The 19391-nt window shown below is 62.9% G+C and carries 17 protein-coding genes; 10 read left to right on the top strand and 7 right to left on the bottom strand.

What is annotated here, in order from left to right; genetic code table 11:
• Both B3605_RS02690 and B3605_RS02685 read left to right on the top strand, forming a co-directional pair.
• Positions 1 to 805: MFS transporter (locus tag B3605_RS02690; RefSeq protein ID WP_296432110.1), on the top strand; the 805-nt coding region annotated here is incomplete at its 5' end.
• 140 nt (positions 806 to 945) lie between these two features.
• Positions 946 to 2334, top strand: a complete 1389-nt coding sequence (locus tag B3605_RS02685; protein WP_112944382.1) for an MATE family efflux transporter — start codon at positions 946 to 948, stop codon at positions 2332 to 2334.
• Between the two features lie 124 nt (positions 2335 to 2458).
• Here B3605_RS02685 and carA read toward each other — a convergent pair whose 3' ends face one another.
• On the bottom strand, positions 2459 to 3664 hold the full coding sequence (carA, locus tag B3605_RS02680; protein WP_296432106.1) for a glutamine-hydrolyzing carbamoyl-phosphate synthase small subunit: 1206 nt from the start codon (positions 3662 to 3664) through the stop codon (positions 2459 to 2461).
• Positions 3665 to 3937: 273 nt separating this feature from the next.
• On the opposite strand from carA, the gene B3605_RS02675 reads away from it, so the two are divergent.
• A complete protein-coding gene (locus B3605_RS02675) occupies positions 3938 to 4390 on the top strand; it encodes a GatB/YqeY domain-containing protein (protein ID WP_065693774.1) in 453 nt (150 codons plus the stop codon).
• A gap of 19 nt (positions 4391 to 4409) precedes the next feature.
• Here the strand turns inward: B3605_RS02675 and B3605_RS02670 are convergent, their stop codons facing one another.
• Positions 4410 to 5288 carry a hypothetical protein gene (locus B3605_RS02670; RefSeq protein WP_112944399.1) on the bottom strand — a complete coding sequence of 293 codons (879 nt, stop codon included), beginning with the start codon at positions 5286 to 5288 and terminating at the stop codon, positions 4410 to 4412.
• A 652-nt stretch (positions 5289 to 5940) separates the two neighbouring features.
• Between B3605_RS02670 and dnaG the strand changes: the two genes are divergently transcribed.
• Together dnaG and recQ are read left to right on the top strand one after the other, a co-directional pair.
• Positions 5941 to 7944 carry a DNA primase gene (dnaG, locus tag B3605_RS02665; RefSeq protein ID WP_112944380.1) on the top strand — a complete coding sequence of 668 codons (2004 nt, stop codon included), beginning with the start codon at positions 5941 to 5943 and terminating at the stop codon, positions 7942 to 7944.
• Complete coding sequence (gene recQ, locus B3605_RS02660; RefSeq protein WP_112944379.1) at positions 7944 to 9800, top strand: DNA helicase RecQ; 1857 nt, start codon at positions 7944 to 7946, stop codon at positions 9798 to 9800. The genes dnaG and recQ overlap by 1 nt, the downstream gene beginning before the upstream one ends.
• A 4-nt stretch (positions 9801 to 9804) precedes the next feature.
• Here the strand turns inward: recQ and B3605_RS02655 are convergent, their stop codons facing one another.
• A complete protein-coding gene (locus B3605_RS02655) occupies positions 9805 to 10236 on the bottom strand; it encodes a type II toxin-antitoxin system VapC family toxin (RefSeq protein WP_409457216.1) in 432 nt (143 codons plus the stop codon).
• Between the two features lie 2 nt (positions 10237 to 10238).
• Complete coding sequence (locus B3605_RS02650) at positions 10239 to 10481, bottom strand: type II toxin-antitoxin system VapB family antitoxin (protein WP_047505986.1); 243 nt, start codon at positions 10479 to 10481, stop codon at positions 10239 to 10241.
• A 176-nt stretch (positions 10482 to 10657) separates the two neighbouring features.
• On the opposite strand from B3605_RS02650, the gene B3605_RS02645 reads away from it, so the two are divergent.
• The 5 genes from B3605_RS02645 to B3605_RS02625 all read left to right on the top strand — a co-directional run bounded on the left by B3605_RS02645 (position 10658) and on the right by B3605_RS02625 (position 15085).
• On the top strand, positions 10658 to 11845 hold the full coding sequence (locus B3605_RS02645; RefSeq protein ID WP_112944377.1) for a glycine C-acetyltransferase: 1188 nt from the start codon (positions 10658 to 10660) through the stop codon (positions 11843 to 11845).
• 322 nt (positions 11846 to 12167) lie between these two features.
• On the top strand, positions 12168 to 14123 hold the full coding sequence (gene glgX, locus B3605_RS02640) for a glycogen debranching protein GlgX (RefSeq protein ID WP_112942854.1): 1956 nt from the start codon (positions 12168 to 12170) through the stop codon (positions 14121 to 14123).
• An 89-nt stretch (positions 14124 to 14212) separates the two neighbouring features.
• Positions 14213 to 14698: a MaoC family dehydratase gene (locus tag B3605_RS02635; RefSeq protein WP_112942853.1), complete on the top strand. Its 486-nt coding sequence runs from the start codon at positions 14213 to 14215 to the stop codon at positions 14696 to 14698.
• Positions 14699 to 14729: 31 nt separating this feature from the next.
• Positions 14730 to 14963: a hypothetical protein gene (locus B3605_RS02630; protein WP_047509614.1), complete on the top strand. Its 234-nt coding sequence runs from the start codon at positions 14730 to 14732 to the stop codon at positions 14961 to 14963.
• Positions 14960 to 15085, top strand: a complete 126-nt coding sequence (locus B3605_RS02625; protein ID WP_280637055.1) for a hypothetical protein — start codon at positions 14960 to 14962, stop codon at positions 15083 to 15085. The genes B3605_RS02630 and B3605_RS02625 overlap by 4 nt, the downstream gene beginning before the upstream one ends.
• A 427-nt stretch (positions 15086 to 15512) precedes the next feature.
• Here B3605_RS02625 and B3605_RS02620 read toward each other — a convergent pair whose 3' ends face one another.
• Genes B3605_RS02620 through B3605_RS02610 form a run of 3 tightly spaced genes read right to left on the bottom strand, consistent with a single transcriptional unit; the run spans position 15513 to position 19385 of the window.
• Positions 15513 to 16061, bottom strand: coding sequence for a sarcosine oxidase subunit gamma (locus B3605_RS02620; protein ID WP_112942852.1), 549 nt, complete (start codon positions 16059 to 16061; stop codon positions 15513 to 15515).
• Entirely contained in the window at positions 16054 to 19047 is a 2994-nt protein-coding gene (locus tag B3605_RS02615) for a sarcosine oxidase subunit alpha (RefSeq protein ID WP_296432095.1), read from the bottom strand. The genes B3605_RS02620 and B3605_RS02615 overlap by 8 nt, the downstream gene beginning before the upstream one ends.
• Positions 19044 to 19385, bottom strand: coding sequence for a sarcosine oxidase subunit delta (locus B3605_RS02610; RefSeq protein WP_112942850.1), 342 nt, complete (start codon positions 19383 to 19385; stop codon positions 19044 to 19046). The genes B3605_RS02615 and B3605_RS02610 overlap by 4 nt, the downstream gene beginning before the upstream one ends.
• Positions 19386 to 19391: the final 6 nt, after the last annotated feature.

Below are 19391 nucleotides of genomic sequence, written 5' to 3'. Positions count from 1 at the left end.
CGGCTTTACTGTCGGTCCCGTCATCGGCGGGTTTCTCGGCGAGTTCGGGCCGCGCGTGCCGTTTTATGGCGCGGCTGCGGTCTCGTTCCTCAATTTCGTCGCAGCCTGCTTCCTGCTGCCCGAGACGCTCGATGCGAAAAACCGGCGCCGTTTCGAATGGAAGCGCGCCAATCCGCTCGGCGCGTTGAAGCAGATGCGAAACTATCCCGGCATCGGCTGGATCGCCGCCGTCATGTTCCTGTTCTGGCTGGCGCATGCGGTGTATCCGTCCGTCTGGTCGTTCGTCACCAGCTATCGCTACAATTGGAGCGAGGGCGAGATCGGGCTCTCGCTCGGCATTTACGGGATCGGTGCCGCCGTCGTCATGGCGCTGGTGCTGCCGAGGATCGTGCCCGTTCTCGGTGAATGGAAAACAGCGGTGGTCGGGCTCTGTTTCTCGGTGGTGGGGCTCACGGGCTATGCATTCGCCTGGGAGGGATGGGTGGTCTATGCGGTCATCGTGCTGACCGTGATGGAAAACATCGCCGATCCGCCGCTTCGCAGCATCGCGGCCGGCAAGGTGCCGCCCTCGGCGCAGGGTGAGCTGCAGGGGGCGCTGACGAGCCTTTCCAGCATCACGACGATCATCGGGCCTTTGATCTTCACGCAGATGTTCGGTTATTTCACCAAGCCGGATGCGCCGGTCACCTTCGCGGGTGCGCCGTTCTTGATGGCGGCGTTCTTCATCCTGATCGCCACGCTGGTGTTTCTCTTCAGGGTACGGGTCTCCAAGACCGGCAAGGCGCTCGGTCAGGCAGCCGAGTGATCGATCAGAATCGATGATGTGATGATGAATATTTCATCACCTGCATGTTTTTGGGTGTCGTTTCCTTGGGATTTCGGCTAGAGCCTTGGTCATATTGTCGCGCTTTGCGCCCATTTTGCATCAACTCACAGGACACTGTCATGGATACGCCGATCGACGCGCGAAAGCTGGCGCCGACAACCGATAACCGTTGGAGCGCGCATATCCGCGCGACGCTGGCGCTCGGCGTGCCGCTGATCGGTGCGCAGCTGGCCCAGCTCGGTATCAACACCACCGACGTGATGATCGTCGGGCGGTTGGGTGCCGAGCATCTGGCGGCCATGGTGCTGGCCGGCCAGTTCCTGTTCACGATCCTCGTCTTCGGCTCCGGTTTCTCGATCGCCGTCATTCCGATGGTGGCGCAGGCCTATGGCCGTGGCGACGTCGTCAGCGTGCGCCGGTCGCTGCGCATGGGCCTGTGGGTGGTTATCGCCTTCTGGGTGCTGATGCTGCCGGCCTTCTTCAAATCGGAGCAGATATTGCTCGCCGCCGGGCAAAAGCCCGAGGTGGCGGCGCTGGCGCATAGCTATATCGTCATCGGCCAGTTCGCGGTTCTGCCGGGGCTGCTCTACAACGTGCTTCGTTCGCTTGTGAGCGCTATCGGCAAGGCCGCCGTCATTCTCAACGTTACGATCGCCATGCTGGTGCTGAACGCGGTCTTTGCTTATGTGCTCGTGCTCGGCCATTTCGGCCTGCCGGCCATGGGGCTGCGCGGTGCGGCGATCGTGTCGGTGCTGGTGCAGACGGCGGGCTTCTTCTTCATCCTGGCTTACGTCCAGAGCCGGCCGGAGACACGGCGCTACGAGATCCTGGTTCGCTTCTGGCGGCCGGATTGGAAGGCCTTCTTCGAGGTCGTGCGTTTGGGGCTGCCGATCAGCGTCACCATCCTTGCCGAAGTCAGCCTGTTCACCATGGCGTCGCTGTTGATGGGCCGGATCGGCACCATCGAGCTTGCCGCGCATGGTATCGCGCTGCAGTGGGCATCGATCGCCTTCATGATCCCGCTCGGCCTGTCGCAGGCGGCGACCGTCAGGGTCGGCGTCGCGCACGGGCAGGGGGATCGCGTGGCGCTGGTGCGCGCGGCCGTGTCCGTATCCGTGCTCGCCTGCGTCATCTCGGCGGTCGGCGGGCTGCTGTTTGCGATCATGCCCGGCTTCTTCGCGGGCTGGTTCCTCGACACGCATTCGGCCGAGGCGCCGCAGGTGCTTGCATACGCCGGACCGCTGATCGTGATCGCCGGGCTGTTTCAGCTGGTCGATGGCCTGCAGGCGATCGCCAATGGGCTGCTGCGCGGGCTGAAGGATGCGCGCGTGCCGATGATCCTGGCGTTGATTGCCTATTGGCCGATCGGCTTCTTCCTGGCCTGGGCGCTGGCGTTTCCGCTGGGGCTCGGCGGCATCGGCATCTGGCTCGGCTTCCTGATCGGATTGTTCACGGCAGCGCTGATGCTCTGTGCGCGCTTCTACATCCTCATGCGGCGAGAAATATGAGCCTACCGCCCGGAGGTCCGGCGCCTCCATCTCGCAATACGGCTTCGCCTTGCGCTTCACGTTGAGCAAAAGAAAGCCGCCCGCAGCGGTCTGCTGCAGGCGGCTTGCAAGGCGTGAATGTTTTTTAGCGTTCGGCCAACGCCGCTTCGCCCTTCTGCTCGCGCACCATGTTGATGAAGCGGCGGAAGAGGTAGTGGCTGTCCTGCGGGCCGGGGGAGGCTTCCGGGTGATGCTGGACGGAGAAGATCTGCTTGCCTGAAACACGCAGGCCGCAGTTCGTGCCGTCGAACAGCGAAACGTGAGTCTCCTCAACACCTTCGGGCAGCGACTTCGTGTCGACCGCGAAGCCGTGGTTCATCGAGACGATCTCGACCTTGCCCGTCGTGTGGTCCTTGACCGGATGGTTGGCGCCGTGGTGGCCCTGGTGCATCTTCTCGGTCTTGGCGCCGAGTGCCAGGCCCAGCATCTGGTGGCCGAGGCAGATGCCGAAGAGCGGGATATCGGTCTTGATCAGCGACTGGATGACCGGAACGGCATATTCGCCGGTTGCTGCCGGGTCGCCCGGGCCGTTCGACAGGAAAATGCCGTCGGGCTGCATGGCGAGCACTTCTTCGGCGCTCGTTGTTGCCGGCATGACGGTGACCTTGCAATCGAGGCCGGCGAACAGGCGCAGGATGTTGCGCTTTACGCCGTAGTCGAGGCAGACGACGTGGTACTTGGCGTCCTCGGCCTTCAGCTCGCCGTAGCCTTCGTTCCAGACCCACGGGGTCTGCGACCACTGCGAGGACTGGCCGGAGGAGGCGATCTTGGCGAGGTCGAGGCCTTCGAGGCCGCTCCAGGCCTTGGCTTCGGCCTTCAGCGTGTCGATGTCGAAGACGCCGTTCGGATCGTGGGCGATGACGGCGTTCGGGGCGCCGTTCTCGCGGATCCAGGCGGTCAGCGCGCGGGTATCGATGCCGCAAAGACCGATGACGCCGCGGGCCTTCAGCCAGGCGTCGAGGTGCTTGGCGGCGCGGTAGTTGGACGGGTCGGTCATGTCGGCCTTGAAGATGACGCCGACCGCGCCGTGGCGTGCTGCCGGCGTCAGATCTTCGATGTCTTCTTCATTGGTGCCGATGTTGCCGATATGCGGGAAGGTGAAGGTGACGATCTGGCCGAGGTAGGAGGGATCGGTCATGATCTCTTCATAACCTGTTAGCGCGGTGTTGAAGACCACTTCGGCCTGGACCTTGCCGATCGCGCCGATGCCCTTGCCTTCGATCACTGTGCCATCCGCCAGAACGAGCACTCCGGTCGGCTTTTCGGTTGTCCAGGGTGCTGTCGCGGTCATCTTCATCCCGTTTCCGGCCGCCAGACGTCCTTGGGCAACGTTGGCCGGCCATTTTGGTTCGCAAGCGTGTACGCGCGGCAAGGCGCGCGCTCTCAGGCCTGATCACGAATTTTGGTGCAGGTGGCGGTAAATAGCCACGCTATTTCCTGAGGTCAATCTTTGTACCGCAGATTCTAAGGGTTTTCTGCCGCTTTATGTCGCGTGTTTCGCAATTTATTTGATCCCACGCATTCGTCTGGTTTATGAAGCGGCATTCAAACAGGAGTGTTTATGATGTTGCGCGATCAACTCGCCGCCGCCCTCAAGGATGCGATGAAATCCAAGAATGCCGAGCGTCTTTCGACCGTTCGCCTGATCCAGGCCGCGATCAAGGACCGCGATATCGCCAATCGGGGCGCCGGCAAGGAAGAGGCCAGCGACGACGAAATCCTGCAGATCCTGGCAAAGATGGTGAAGCAGCGCGACGAATCGGCGAAGATCTACGATGAGAATTCCCGTCCGGAGCTCGCCGCCAAGGAGCGCGCCGAAATCAAGGTGGTGCAGGACTTCATGCCGAAGCAGCTCTCCGATTCGGATGTGCGCGCCAACATCGCGGCGATCATCGCCGAGACGGGTGCCGCCGGTCCGAAGGACATGGGGAAGGTGATGGCGGTGCTCAAGGAGCGCTATGCCGGCCAGATGGATTTCTCCAAGGCGTCGGGCGCCGTCAAGGAACTCTTGAACTGATCGATCAAGCCATTCCCCCTCAGGCGAGGCGCGCGGTCTTCGGGACCGCGGGCCCCAGCACGCTTGCGGCGGCTGCGTCAATCACCGCGAATTTCGCGGCCTGATAGCCCCAATATTCCCGCACGAACTTCATAGACATCCAGGTCTCGCCCTTGAACGAGGCTTCGGACCAGCCGATGCTGCCCATCTCGGCTGCCTGCGACAGCAGCCGCTTCAGATGCGTGTTGGAGATCATGAACTGGTCGCGGATTTCCTTCAGCGAGAGCCTTCCGATCGCGACGCGTTCCATCGACATGTCGAACGAGGTTATCCGCGTCATCAGCAGATCCATGACGAGGCCGCCGGAGTTCGCCCAGTTGAAGAGATTGTAGGTGGTGCCGGGATCGCGCACCGCGTCGCTGTCGATGATGCCCTTGGCGATCAGCGGCTGCATGCGGGCAAACACCATCGGATCCTTCATCGCCGCCTCGAGACGATGGCCGCCATCGAGGTTGTCGAGGATCATCAGGTGGGCGGCGAGCCATTTGTGGAAATGCTCGAGCGCCGTTTCGGTTGGCTCCAGCAGGCGCGTGCGCTTGTCGGATGGGCTTTCGACAGGGCGCAGGAAGCGATAGGCGAGCATTTCCTGCATGAAGGCTGCGGCGGTGTTGCGGCTGGCGATCTTCTTTTCAATGGCGAATGAAATGAAACGGCCGGAGTAGAGGCCACCCTTGGGATCATCGGGATAGCCGAAATAGAGGGCGAATCCGAGTTGCGCCATCAACCAGCGCTGCTGGGCGGCGAATATCGACGCGATGCGCGGGCTTTCGCGGTAGATCGCGAGCATTTCGCGCGCGAATTCCAGAACCAACGCGAAAAATGCGTCACTCTCTAAAAATTCTTCAACCTTATGTGGCATGCTTGGCAACCATCCGAAGTTGCCGCCTTCATTGGACTTGCGACCAACGACTGTCAATCAATTGCTGGTGGAATCTGCCTGTGATTGGCAGTCTAGATGCAGAATATAAAACGTCAGGTAGAAATTAAAGAAGGCAGGAACTGGGGGCGTTCCTGCCTTCTTGCTCTTTGCTCCGGCTGACGACGCAGGACCTGGGTCCTCATCAGCGGGTATTTGCAAAGGCACCCTTGCAAGGCGGCGCCGGGGGTAGGGATGGTGCCTTGCGAGGGGATCGCTTTGTTGAGACTGACGTTATTGCGATGCGGCATGAGATTCAAATTACAAAAAAATAATAATTGGCGGGAATCGCCGCCTTAAAGCGAACACCAGTTATGGCGTCCGGCTCGCAATCGGATTCGAGTCTCGGCCGTAAGGTGTTGTTTTATTTATGTAGCGCGACGGTGCCGCTATTGCGGTTGCTCTCGTTTATCCTGAAGACAGGCTTTCGCCGCTTGGCGCATGCCTTCGACAGTCACGCTTTGTTGAAAGTTTCAGATAGCCGCGTTGCCGGGTGCAGGTCATTGAAGCAACCTGTGTATAGCGTGGCTATCGGCCAAAGTTCGTGGCATGCGCCCGGGAACTTGCTTATATGGAGGATAGCCAAGAGGTAGAAATGCGCTTTTCAAACTCCTTTCTCGACGAGATACGCGACCGCGTCCTGATTTCGGACGTGATCGGCCGCCGTGTGAGCTGGGACAAGCGCAAGACCAACGTCTCGCGCGCCGATTACTGGGCCTGCTGCCCGTTCCATGGCGAGAAGTCGCCGAGCTTCCACTGCGAGGACCGCAAGGGCCGCTATCATTGCTTCGGCTGTGGCGTGACCGGTGACCATTTCCGCTTCCTCACCGAACTCGAGGGTTTGAGCTTTCCCGAGGCGGTGCAGACGATCGCCGATATGGCCGGCGTCGCGATGCCAATCGCCGATCCCGCCATGGAAAAGCGCGAGAAAGAGCGGACCACGCTTCTCGACGTGATGGAGATGGCGACACAGTTCTTCCAGGACCAGCTGCAGACGGCGAACGGCGCACGCGCACGCGCCTATCTGCGCGACCGCGGCCTGACCGGCCGGACGATCGAGACCTTCCGGCTCGGCTTTGCGCCGGATAGCCGCAATGCTTTGAAGGAGTATCTGGCCGGCAAGGGGGCGTCGAAGGAGCAGATCGAGGCCTGCGGGCTGGTCGTGCACGGGCCGGAGATCCCGGTTTCATACGATCGTTTCCGCGACCGCATCATGTTTCCGATCCTGTCGTCGCGCGAGAAGGTGATCGCCTTTGGCGGCCGCGCCATGTCGCCGGACGCGCCGGCCAAGTATCTCAATTCCAACGAGACGGAGCTCTTCCACAAGGGCAACGTGCTCTACAATTTCGCCCGTGCGCGGCGCTCGACGCAGGGCGCCAATGGCGAAGGCACGATCATTGCCGTCGAAGGCTATATGGACGTGATCGCGCTCTATCAGGCGGGTGTCGAGAACGCGGTGGCGCCGCTTGGTACGGCGCTCACGGAAAACCAGCTCGAGCTCCTCTGGAAGATGACGCCGCAACCGGTGCTCTGCTTCGACGGAGACGGCGCCGGTATCCGCGCCGCCAACCGCGCGGCCGATCTGGCGCTGCCGCATATCAAGCCCGGCCGCACCGTGCGTTTCGCGCTGCTGCCTGACGGCAAGGACCCCGACGATCTCGTGCGCAACGAGGGGCGGGCGCCGTTCGACAAGGTGATGAGCCAGGCCAAGCCGCTGGCGGAGATGATCTGGGGCCGCGAGTTGAAGACCGGCTCGTTCGAGACGCCGGAGGCCAAGGCCGAGCTCGAGGCGCGGCTGAGGCAGCTGGTGGCCGTCATCGCCGACGAAGACGTGCGCCGGCACTACCAGCAGGACATGCGCGACCGGCTGAACGGCTTCTTCCGGCCGCAGTTCCAGAACCGCGACGGCGGCGAGCGGCGCAATTTCGATCGCGGCGGTTTCGAGCGTGGCGGTGGGCAGGGGCGCGGACGCGGAAACGATGGTCCGCGCGGTGCACGCGTTTCCGGCGGCGGTATTTCGGATCGGCTCGCCCGCTCCGGGTTGGTGCGCGGCCATCAGGAGACGCCCGCGCTGCGCGAGAGCGTCTTGGCGCTCACCGTCGTCAATCACCCGGCGCTGATGCAGGACGAATATGACGAGATCGCCTCGATCGATTACGACAGCCGCGAGCTGCAGCGGCTCTGGTCGGGCATGCTCGGGGCAGCTGCTGCCGTCGCCGGTCCACATCTGACGCGCGATTATCTGATCGAGCGACTGGAAGAGCAGGGTTTTGGTGGGCTGATCCAGACGCTGGAGCAGCAGATCCGCAACGCGCGGCTATGGATCGCCACCGAACAGGCGGCGATGGAAGATGCGCGCGAGGGCTATCGCCAGGCGCTCGCCTTCCACAAGCGCTCCAAGGCGCTGCGCTGGCAGAAGATCGAGCTGGAAAAAGAGATCGCCGAGGCCACCGAAAGCGGCAACGAAGAGGTGATCGATCAGCTGATGCGGGCGCTGCAGGAGGTTCATTTCGAGGGCCTGCGGCTTGAGAACCAGGAAGCGATCATCGATGGCTTCGGCGTGCTCTCCGGTCGCGTCAAAGGGGCTGCGAGCCATTGATGGACGCGGCGGATACAAGGTTTTCAGCGGATGACGCGCTGTTTGGCGCCGAGCGCACGCCGCTTGGCATTCTCAACCACGTCTACGGCTACCCAGCCTTTCGCGGCAAGCAGCAGGCGGTCGTCGAGCATGTGGTCGATGGCGGCGATGCGCTGGTGCTGTTTCCGACGGGCGCCGGCAAATCGCTCTGCTTCCAGATCCCGGCGCTCTGCCGCGATGGCGTCGGCATCGTCGTCTCGCCGCTGATCGCGCTGATGCGCGACCAGGTGGAGGCGATGAAGCAGCTCGGCATTCGGGCGGCCGCGCTCAACTCGTCGCTGACGCGCGAGGAATATGTCGAGGTTCGCCGCGCGATCTCGACCGGCAATCTCGACCTGCTTTACGTGACGCCGGAACGCATCCTGATGGATGGGTTCCGCGATATCATCGGCAATGCCAGGATCGCTTTGTTCGCTATTGATGAAGCGCACTGCGTTTCCCAGTGGGGCCACGATTTCCGGCCGGAGTATCGCGAACTCGGCAAGCTCGGCGAGCTTTATCCCGGTGTTCCCCGTATCGCGCTGACGGCGACCGCCGATCCGCATACGCGTGACGATATCGCCGCACGCCTCGGGCTCAATGGCGCGAAGATCTTCACCACCAGCTTCGACCGGCCGAACATCAGCTACGAGATCGTCGAGCGCGACCAGCCGCGCCAGCAGCTTCTGCGGTTTCTCGCCGGCCACAAGGGCAATAGCGGCATCGTCTACTGCCTGTCGCGCGCCAAGGTCGAGGACACGGCCGAGTGGCTGAACGGCCAGGGCATCCGGGCGCTTGCCTATCACGCCGGCATGGATCGCGCGGTGCGCGACGCCAACCAGGATGCCTTCCTCAAGGAAGAGGATCTCTGCCTGGTGGCCACCGTCGCCTTCGGCATGGGGATCGACAAGCCGAACGTGCGCTATGTCGCGCATCTCGATCTTCCGGGGTCTGTCGAAGCCTACTACCAGGAGACCGGTCGCGCCGGGCGCGACGGTCTGCCGTCCGAGGTGTGGATGGCCTATGGCATGGCCGATGTGATCCAGCGCGGGCGGATGATCGACGAGGGCGGCGCCGCCGACGAAATCAAGCGCGTGGAACGCTCCAAGCTCAACGCGCTCCTTGCGATCTGCGAGACGGCATCGTGCCGGCGGCAGGCGATCCTGTCGCATTTCGGCGAGAGCCATGCCGGCAATTGCGGTGGCTGCGACACCTGCCTGAAGCCGGTCGAGACCTGGGATGGGACGGATGCGGCGATCAAGGCGCTGGCGGCGATCTATCGCACGGGCGAACGTTTCGGCACGGGGCATGTGGTCGATGTCCTCATCGGCAATGTCAACGAAAAGACCGAGCGCTTCGGCCACACCGAAATGCCGGTTTTCGGCGCCGGCAAGGATATCGCCGCGCGCACCTGGCAATCCGTGTTCCGGCAACTTCTCGCGATGGGTCTGGTGCGCGTCGACCACGGCGCTTTCGGCGCACTGAAGCTGGAGGAGGGCGCACGCGCTGTCTTCAAGCGCGAACGCGAGGTGTTCTTCCGCAAGGACCGCCCGGCCTCCGAACGGCGGCCGAAGAGGGCGGCGCAGGCCGAGCGGCGCTCGGTTCTGTCGGGCTCCGACGACGCGCTTTTCGAGGCGCTGCGCGCCGAGCGCACCGCGATCGCCCGCTCGCTCAGCGTTCCACCCTACGTCGTCTTCCCCGACACGACCCTCATCGCCTTCGCCACCGAGCGGCCGCGCACGCACAAGGAACTGCTCGGCATTTCCGGCGTCGGGCAGTCGAAGCTGGAGCGCTATGGGGATGCGTTTCTGGAGGTGATTTTGGGGTTTGACGAGTGAGGGCTCAGGCGACGTCGGTGTGCACGAAGTCATTGCCCTTGTAGATCAATCTGACGCCAAGCGTCTTGGCGCAGGCATATGCGTAACAGTCGCCGAAATTCAGGCTTGCGACGTGGCCAACGACCTTACCGTAGATCGCCGCAGCGTTGATAGCGGCGTTCCCGATCTCGGGCGAAATGGCGACTTCCTTGATGTCGAGGCCTTCGATGAAGGCGTCGATCGCCTTTGTCGCTTCATCGATCATCCGTGCCGATGGTTTCGCAAGCGATCCGGCGGTCTGCGCCTTCTGGCGCGCAAGGGCTAGAACGGCTTCGAATTTTACCAGCGGCGACACATAGAGAATGTCTTGGGCGGCGCCGGAAAGCGCCTTTTCAATCTCCTCATAACCTGCTTCCCGCGCCAGAACGGCGACAATTGCCGAAGCGTCGATGAACAAGATCAATCGCCCCACATTTCGTCAGTGAAGCGTTTCATGTCGAAATCAGGATCGCCTTTGCCCATGGCGTCGGCGATCGCCTTTGCCTTTGCCAGCCTCACTTCGATTGGTAGGGTCTTTCGAGCTCGGGCAAGTTCGTTTTCCAGTGCGCGGCGAACGGCTTCCGTTTTTGTTGGGGCTTTCGTCAGTTCCTGGATCTCGGCTGCGAGCCGGTCGACGTCTTCATCGCTGATATAAAGAGCCATTGCTGCTCTCCCTTCATGCAACTGTTTATCATCTTCCGAAAAGCTCTGCCATTGGTGTGTTTTGTGCGAAAGCCATCACTGAAGCGCCATCATTTGCGATAGGCTCTTAGCGACAAGACGCGCGGTGATATGGTACCTGCGGCAACTGGAAACTCTCAAACAGGCGACATTGTCTCATGAATACGGCTTTCCTCTCCCATTTGCGCACCGAGCTTGCCGACCTCAAGGAGGCCGGCCTTTATAAGGCGGAGCGCGTCATCACCTCGAAACAGGCGGGTGAGATCGCGATATCATCCGGTGAGCGGGTGCTGAATTTCTGCGCCAACAATTATCTCGGCCTTGCCGACAACGCGGAGCTCGCCGAAGCCGGTAAGAAGGCGCTTGATCGCTATGGTTATGGCATGGCTTCGGTGCGTTTCATCTGCGGCACGCAGGAGGAGCACAAAGAGCTCGAGGCCAGGATTTCGTCGTTTCTCGGAATGGAAGACACGATCCTTTACTCCTCCTGCTTCGATGCCAATGGCGGCCTGTTCGAGACGCTGCTCGGCGAAGAGGATGCGATCATCTCCGATGCGCTGAACCATGCCTCGATCATCGATGGCGTGCGGCTCTCCAAGGCCAAGCGTTTCCGCTACGCCAACAACGATATGGCGGCGCTCGAGGAGGAGCTGAAGAAGGCCGAGGGCAGCCGGTTCAAGCTGATCGCCACCGATGGCGTGTTTTCGATGGACGGGATCATAGCCAATCTCCAGGGTGTCTGCGATCTCGCCGAGAAGTATGGCGCGATGGTCATGGTCGATGACAGTCATGCGGTCGGTTTCGTTGGCAAGCATGGGCGCGGTTCGGCCGAGCATTGCGGCGTCGAAGGCAGAGTCGATATCATCACTGGTACGCTCGGCAAGGCGCTGGGGGGCGCGTCAGGCGGCTATACGTCGGCGAAGGCCGAGGTTGTGGAATGGCTGCGGCAGCGGTCGCGGCCCTATCTGTTTTCCAATACGCTGGCGCCCGTCATCGCGGCCGCGTCGCTGAAGGTGTTCGACCTGATCGATCATGGCGATGCGCTGCGGGCGCGGTTGTCGGCCAATGCTGATTTGTTTCGCTCGGAGATGACGAAGCTCGGCTTTACGCTGGCGGGCGAGGGGCATCCGATCATTCCCGTCATGCTGGGGGATGCGAAGCTGGCGCAGGATATGGCGGCGTTGATGCTGAAGAAGGGTGTTTACGTCATCGGCTTTTCCTTCCCCGTGGTGCCGAAGGGGCAGGCGCGCATCCGCACGCAGATGTCGGCGGCGCATTCGGTCGAGGATGTCGAGCGGGCGATTGAGGCGTTTGCCGAGGCTGGGCGGGAGTTGGGTGTGATTTGAGGCGCTGCGAGCGCTCCCCCTTCTCCCCGATGGGGAGAAGATGTCCGGAGGACAGATTAGGGGGCGAGCGTAGCGAGGCTCTGAGCGACAGCAAAGAGCGAGAAACTGGTTAAGGTGTGCCGTGTGGCCCCCTCATCCGCCCTACGGGCACCTTCTCCCCGCGGGAGAGAAGGGAAGATGGAGCGAGCGGCCCACCACACATCTCTTCTCCCCAACGGGGAGAAGGTGGCGGCAGCCGGATGAGGGGGCTGCGCGGCACCACGTCAACCTCATTAAACCCATCCCCATCAAACATCCCCCCGGAACAAGGACCTAGCACCCCATGCCCTTCGCTTCCGGCGTAACCCTCACCGCCACCGGCGCCACCTTCGTCGTCCGCTCGAGCGAGGCCACGAAACTCCACCTCTGCCTCTTCGACCAGACCGGCCGCGAGACCGACCGCCTGCCGATGACGCGAGGCGAAGACGACCTCCACCATCTCTTCGTCGAAGGCATCGCGCCGGGCGCGCGTTACGGCTACCGCGCAGAAGGCACCTACGCCCCCGACGACGGCCTCTGGTTCGACCCCGCCAAACTCCTGGTCGACCCCTACGCGACGGAGCTCGACCGCCCCTTCCGCTACGACCCGCTGCTCTCGAAATTCGGCGCCGACACCCAGCACCTCGTCCCCCGCGCAATCGTCACCCGCGACGTCGCCATCAAGCCCGCAGCCCCCGTCTTCCGCCCCGGCGGCTTCATCTACGAGGTCGCGGTCCGCCCCTTCACCATGCTGCACCCGGACGTGCCGGAGGCACAGCGCGGCACCATCGCGGCCCTTGCCCACCCCTCGGTCATCGCCCACCTCAAGCGCATCGGCGTCGACGCCATCGAGCTGATGCCGATTACCGCCTGGATCGACGAGCGCCACCTACCCCCGCTTGGCCTGACCAATGGCTGGGGCTACAACCCCGTCGCCTTCATGGCGCTCGACCCGCGCCTTGCCCCCGGCGGCATGACAGAGCTGCGCGACACCGTCGCCAAGCTCCACGCTGAAGGCATCGGCGTCATCCTCGACCTCGTCTTCAACCACACCGGCGAAAGCGACCGCTTCGGCCCGACGCTCTCCATGCGCGGCCTCGACAACCGATCGCTGCTGCGCCACGTCCCCGGCCAACCCGGCACGCTCGTCAACGACACCGGCACCGGCAACACGGTGGCCTGCGACCATCCCTATGTCAGGCAGCTGATCGTCGACACGCTCCGCCATTTCGTGGCTAACGCCGGCGTCGACGGCTTCCGCTTCGATCTCGCGCCGATCATCGGCCGCACCGCGTCAGGCTTCGAAGCGCAAGGCGAAACGCTGAAGGCGATGCTGGACGACGAGGTTTTGCGCGACCGGATCATGATCGCCGAACCTTGGGACATCGGCCCCGGCGGCTACCAGCTCGGCAACTTCCCCGCCCCCTTCCTCGAATGGAACGACCGCGCCCGCGACGATCTCAGATGCTACTGGCGCGGCGACCACTACAAGACCGGCGCGCTGGCCTCGGCACTCGCGGGTTCCTCCGACATCTTCGCCCGCAACAACGCCACCGCCACCCGCAGCGTCAATTTCCTCGCCGCCCATGACGGCTTCACGCTCAACGACCTCGTCTCCTACGCCGGCAAGCACAACGAGGCCAACGGCGAGGACAATCGCGACGGCCACAACGAGAACCACTCCTGGAACAACGGCGCAGAGGGCGAGACCGACGATCCCGCAATCATCGCCCGCCGCCGCGCCGACCTGAAGGCCCTCATCTCCACGCTATTCGCGACGCGCGGCACCGTGATGCTGACGGCGGGCGACGAAGGCGGACGCAGCCAGCGCGGCAACAACAATGCCTATTGCCAGGACAACGCCATCACCTGGGTCGACTGGGCCTCGCTCGACGAAGAACTGATCGCCCACACCGCCTTCGTCTCAAAGCTACGCAAGCGCTTCAGCGTCTTCTCGCAATTCGCTTTCTTCAAGGGCGACGGGGACGTGAGTTGGATCGCGCCCTCAGGCCAACCGATGAGCGTATCGGATTGGGAAACGCCAGACTTCGCCACCCTCGGCATGATCCTTGAAACCGACGACGCAAAAACCGGCAAACAGATCAGCCTAGCAGTCCTCTTCAACCGCGCCCAATCAGAACAAACGTTTTCGCTGCCCGCCGATGCGACATGGCGCCGGGCTGAAGAAGAGGAAGGCTCCGAGCCGCAGAACCAGGCGCGCGTGCCGGCTCGATCCGTTTCTTTTCTTGTAGGAAATTGACGCGCCCGTAAGTTGTACTAATATCCTTGTCGTAATTGTCACGAAGCCATTGTAAGTCTTTTCGAAGCAGCTTTTTTCAAGAGGAATTGATGGTCAAGGAAATCTCGCTCGCGGATGTCCGCGGGCTGGTCGGCACGGAAGCCGGCCTTTCTGATTGGATCGTCGTCGATCAGACGATGATCAATGCCTTCGCCGACGCCACCCACGACCACCAGTTCATCCATGTCGATCCGGCCCGCGCCGCCGACAGCCCCTTTGGCGGCACGATCGCCCATGGTTTCCTGACGCTCTCGCTGCTGTCCGCGATGAACTATAACTGCCTGCCCAAGGTGCGCGAGCAGACCATGGGCATCAACTACGGCTTCGACACCGTCCGCTTCGTCGCCCCGGTCAAATCCGGCGCCCGCATCCGCGGCCACTTCGTGCTGGCCGAAGCCCGCTTCCGCGGCGGCGGCATGCTGATGACCACCTACGACGTGTCGATCGAGATCGAAAACGAACGCAAACCGGCGCTGACGGCACGCTGGACGACGATCATCCAGTTCGACCCGAAGGATCGGCCGGAGGACGTTTAGGCGGGCCAGATATAGCGCGCGGAGGGCGGCGATGAGCTTGGCATATAATGAGCAGACAAAGCTTTTCGCCAATGCCCTGGACCGCGCCTCGACGGCCTGCTTCACCGTCGGCATCGTCACGCCGATCGCCGGCGCGCTCTACGGCATCGGAAATTTCAGCCAGTTGTCGCGCCTTTGGCTTGCAGGTTACCTCTGCGCTTGGCTTTCCGTGGCGGTGCTATTACATTACATAGCGAGATTGACGCTCAGGAGACTGATCCCATGAGCTTTGGTTCACTATTCTTCATCTCATTCGGCCTGCCCGCCATCATCGCGGCCCTTGCCTATATCGCCTTCCTGCTGCACGAGCGCGAATGGCGCAAGCAACGCAATCAGCCGGGCGAGTAGTAGCATCCTAATAAGACATGTTCTGAGTGGGGTCGATCGATGAGCGATTGGACATTTGCTTTTGTCGTCACACCGGCAGTCGTGATCGCGCTCGGCTACATCGCCATGCGCCTGCACATGTGGGACATCAAGCGTCATCACAACAAGCCAAGTGAGTAGTCTGCCCCTCTCAACCCCACGTGCGACGTCATGCTCGGCCTTGTGCCGAGCATCTGCCTTCGGTCAATCAGCACTGGACGTGAATTGCCGTTACGCGACGGAGGCGTGACACCGCGGCCCTCACAGCCTTGAGCCATAACCGTTGAACCCTCGGAGACGTGGTTAGATCCTCGGGACAAGCCCGAGGAAGACGTCGCGCAGGGGGCAAGCAAATCGGGGACGGCGCGCTGGCACCGCCCCCGACCTCATGATCACAACACGACGAAGCTCAGTGCCCCGCATCCTCGGCGCCCTCGGCGAGCAGGCCGAAGACGAAGTCCGCGAAGGAGCGCCAGCATTCCACGCGGAACGTATCCTCCTCGGTGCGGAAGAGCACGATCTCGGCCTTGCCGAACAGCGTGCGCGAGCAGGTGCCGATGGGGAAGGCTTCGAGCGAGAGGTCCTGCGGGCAGCCCGTGGAGATCGTCGTTTCGGCGCCAGGGCCCGAGACGATGATCGCGACGTTGCGGTGCGAGACGTCGGTTGCCGAATGCACGACGCCCACGTCCTTGAGCGCGCCCATCATGTCGGCGCCGCTCTCGTCGATGACCAACCATTCGTCCGGCCCGAGCCAAAGCGCGGCACGGCCGCCCTTGCGGCCCGAGGTCTTCGGTGCGTCGGGAACGGTCACGCCGAGCGCCGAGGAGAGCGCCGCAAGCGCTTCGGCCGGTGCGCGAAGCGCCACGCGCGTGGCATGAGGTGCTGCCGTCAGCCGTACGCTGGCCGAGCCGCCCTGCTTGCCCGTGAGAACGGATGTGCGAACTGCCGTATCAGCCATTGATGCGGCCTCCTTCCTTGTCAAAGAACACCATGTCCGTCACCTCGACCGCGATCGTCTTGTCGGGCATCGGCACGTAGAGCGTCTCGCCCATGCGCTTGCGACCACCGGCGACGAGCGCGAATGCGATCGACTTCCCAAGGTTTTCCGACCAGTAGGACGAGGTCACATGACCGAGCATCGTCATCGGCTTCGGCTCGTTCGGGTTGGCGACGACCTGCGCGCCCTCTTCGAGCACCAGCGACGGATCCTTGGTGACGAGGCCGACCAGCTGCTTGCGGCCTTCCTTGACGAGATCCGGGCGCTTCAGGCCGCGAATGCCGACGAAGTCGGTCTTCTTCTTCGAGACCGCCCAGTTGAGGCCGGCATCGTCAGGCGTCACGGTGCCATCCGTATCCTGGCCGACGATGATGTAGCCCTTCTCGGCGCGAAGAACGTGCATCGTCTCGGTGCCGTAGACGCAGGCGCCGAGCGGCTCGGCATTCGCCCACACCGCCTCGAGAACCGACTGCCCGTAATCGGCCGGCACGTTGATTTCAAAGCCGGTTTCGCCGGTGAACGACACGCGGAAGAGACGTGACGGAACGCCCATGACCGTGCACTCGGCAACGCTCATATGCGGGAAGGCCTCGTTGGAGATATCGACGCCTTCGACCAGCGGCGCGATGATCTCGCGCGCCTTCGGACCCTGCACGGCGATAACCGCCCACTGCTCGGTCACAGACGTCAACCACACCTTCAGATGCGGGAACTCGGTCTGCAGATAGTCTTCCATGTGGTTCAACACGCGCGGCGCGCCGCCCGTCGTCGTCGTCACATGGAAGCGATCGTCGGCCAGACGCCCGACGACGCCGTCGTCATAAACAAAGCCGTCGTCGCGGGTCATGATGCCGTAGCGGCACTTGCCAGGCTTCAGCGTGTCCCAGGCGTTGGTGTACATCAGGTTCATGAACTCGGCGGCATCAGGACCGACGACCTCGATCTTGCCGAGCGTCGAGGCATCGAACACGCCGGCCACATCGCGCGCCGTCTTGCATTCGCGCGCGACCGCCTGGTGCATGGTTTCGCCGGCGCGCGGGTAGAACCACGCACGCTTCCAGTTGCCGACATCCTCGAACACCGCACCCTGGGCTTCTTCCCACTGGTGCAGCGGCGTCTTGCGCGTCGGATCGAACAGATCGCCGCGCGAATGCGCGATCAGCGTTCCGTAGGTGACAGGCGTGTAGGGCGCGCGGAAGGTGGTGAGACCGACCTGCGGGATCTCCTTGCCCAGCATCTCGGCGGCAATCGCCAGACCGTGCATGTTGGAGAGCTTGCCCTGGTCGGAGGCCATGCCGTTCGTGGTGAAGCGCTTGATGTGCTCGATCGAGTGCATCCCCTCGCGCACGGCAAGGCGGATATCCTTGGCGCAGACGTCGTGCTGGAAATCGATGAAGGCCTTGGCGCTGGTCTCAGGACCCGCTCCTTCGGCCGCACCGATCATGCCGCCGGTCCACTGATGTGCCTGCTCGGCCGCGATGCTGATCTTGCCAGCAGACGCCTTGCCGGCGGCCTGCGCCATCAGTTCGCCGGCTGCCAGCGATTCCTCGATGGTGCGCTGCAGGTCGTCGGTGCCGTTGCAGGCGCCGACGGAGAGGCAATCCTGCGCATAGGTACCGGGCAGGAAGCGCTGCGTTTCCGGCTCGAACTTAACCTTGCCGCGCGACTGCGAGAACAGGTGCACCGAAGGCGTCCAGCCCGCCGAAACGAGCAGAGCATCGACCGCGATCTTGCGCGGCGAGCCGCCGCCGTTGCGGGCAACCGTCATCGACGAGATGCGCAGCTTGCCCGAGGTGTTGACGACCGACTGGCCGGCGAGAACATCGATGCCGAGCGAACGGGCCTCGGCCAGAACATCAGCACCCGGCGTCTGCCTGCAATCGACGATCGCCGCGATCTCGACGCCAGCGCGCTTCAGGTCGAAGGCTGCCTCATAGGCCGAGTCGTGCGCCGTATAGACGCCGACCTTTTGGCCGACGGCAACGCCGTACTGGTTGAGATACATGCGCGCGGCGGACGCGAGCATGATGCCCGGACGGTCGTTGTTCGGGAACACCATGTGACGCTCGATGGCGCCATTGGCGAGGATGACGCGCTTGGCGCGCAGCTGCCACAGACGCTCGCGCGGCAGATGGCGGCTCGGGTTGGCGACATGGTCGGTCACGCGCTCGGCAAGGCCGACGAAATTGTGGTTGTAATATCCGAAAGCCGTGGTGCGGGTCAGAACCTGCACATTGTCCATCGCCTTCAGAGCCGCAACCGTCTTCTGCGCCCACTCGTAGCCGGAAAGGCCGTCGATCGTCACACCGCTATCGTAGCGCAGCGCGCCGCCGACATCGGCCTGCTCGTCGCAGAGGATGACCTTCGCGCCCGTCTGCGCCGCAGCCAGTGCCGCCGAAAGACCGGCAACGCCGGCGCCGACAACAAGCACGTCGCAATGCGCGTAACGGCCGGCATAGTGATCGGGATCGGCTTCCTTCGGCGCAACGCCGAGGCCGGCCGCGCGGCGAATGATCGGCTCGTAGAGGCTCTTCCAGGCGGCCTTCGGCCACATGAAGGTCTTGTAGTAGAAGCCGGCCGCGAAGAAGGGCGAGAGCAGGTTGTTGATACCGCCGATATCGAACGAAAGCGACGGGAAGCGGTTCTGCGATTCGACGATCATGCCGTCGAACACTTCCTGCACCGTGGCACGCACGTTCGGCTGCTTGCGGGCGGCGTCACGCGACACGTCGATCAGCGCGTTCGGCTCCTCGGCGCCGGCCGACAAAATGCCGCGCGGGCGGTGATACTTGAACGAGCGGCCGACCAGATGGATGTTGTTGGCAATCAGCGCCGAGGCGACGGTGTCACCCTCGAGCGCGGTATAGGTCTTGCCGTCGAAGGTGAAGCGCGCGGTCTTGGCGGGCGTCAGGCGGCCCTTGCCTGCTATACGGTTCGCAGCGCTCATTTCGCTTCTCCTTCGAGCTGCTCATAGGTCTCGACGGGAGCATGGGGCGCGGCCGCAGTACCGATATCGGGCTTCGGCTCGCCGGCCTTGTACGTCATGATGAACTTGTCGCTGATCGTGTCGCGCGCCGCATTGAAGAAGCGGCCGCATCCGTGCTGGTGGCGCCAGCGCTCGAAGATCAGCCCCTTCGGGTTGTCGCGCAGGAAGAAGAACTCCTCGAACTGTTCGTCGGAGATATCGGCGATATTGGTCGGGCGGGCGATATGCGCATCGCCGGCGCCGCGAAATTCGAGCTCGGAGCGCTCTTCCTGACAGTATGGGCAATAGATAAGAAGCATGATGTC

The organism is Rhizobium sp. UBA1881 (assembly GCF_002338015.1).
Classification (GTDB): domain Bacteria; phylum Pseudomonadota; class Alphaproteobacteria; order Rhizobiales; family Rhizobiaceae; genus Rhizobium.
The sequence above is the reverse complement of the archived record's forward strand: the minus strand, read 5'-3'. Positions and strand labels throughout refer to the sequence as shown.

Coding starts and splice junctions, on each gene's coding strand:
- B3605_RS02625 (WP_280637055.1), top strand. CDS start 14,960: ATGAGCTTTGGTTCACTATTCTTCATCTCATTCGGCCTGCCCGCCATC.
- B3605_RS02670 (WP_112944399.1), bottom strand. CDS start 5,288: ATGCCACATAAGGTTGAAGAATTTTTAGAGAGTGACGCATTTTTCGCG.
- B3605_RS02610 (WP_112942850.1), bottom strand. CDS start 19,385: ATGCTTCTTATCTATTGCCCATACTGTCAGGAAGAGCGCTCCGAGCTC.
- B3605_RS02675 (WP_065693774.1), top strand. CDS start 3,938: ATGTTGCGCGATCAACTCGCCGCCGCCCTCAAGGATGCGATGAAATCC.
- B3605_RS02630 (WP_047509614.1), top strand. CDS start 14,730: ATGAGCTTGGCATATAATGAGCAGACAAAGCTTTTCGCCAATGCCCTG.
- B3605_RS02650 (WP_047505986.1), bottom strand. CDS start 10,481: ATGGCTCTTTATATCAGCGATGAAGACGTCGACCGGCTCGCAGCCGAG.
- B3605_RS02645 (WP_112944377.1), top strand. CDS start 10,658: ATGAATACGGCTTTCCTCTCCCATTTGCGCACCGAGCTTGCCGACCTC.
- dnaG (WP_112944380.1), top strand. CDS start 5,941: ATGCGCTTTTCAAACTCCTTTCTCGACGAGATACGCGACCGCGTCCTG.
- recQ (WP_112944379.1), top strand. CDS start 7,944: ATGGACGCGGCGGATACAAGGTTTTCAGCGGATGACGCGCTGTTTGGC.
- carA (WP_296432106.1), bottom strand. CDS start 3,664: ATGACCGCGACAGCACCCTGGACAACCGAAAAGCCGACCGGAGTGCTC.
- B3605_RS02635 (WP_112942853.1), top strand. CDS start 14,213: ATGGTCAAGGAAATCTCGCTCGCGGATGTCCGCGGGCTGGTCGGCACG.
- B3605_RS02685 (WP_112944382.1), top strand. CDS start 946: ATGGATACGCCGATCGACGCGCGAAAGCTGGCGCCGACAACCGATAAC.
- B3605_RS02615 (WP_296432095.1), bottom strand. CDS start 19,047: ATGAGCGCTGCGAACCGTATAGCAGGCAAGGGCCGCCTGACGCCCGCC.
- B3605_RS02620 (WP_112942852.1), bottom strand. CDS start 16,061: ATGGCTGATACGGCAGTTCGCACATCCGTTCTCACGGGCAAGCAGGGC.
- glgX (WP_112942854.1), top strand. CDS start 12,168: ATGCCCTTCGCTTCCGGCGTAACCCTCACCGCCACCGGCGCCACCTTC.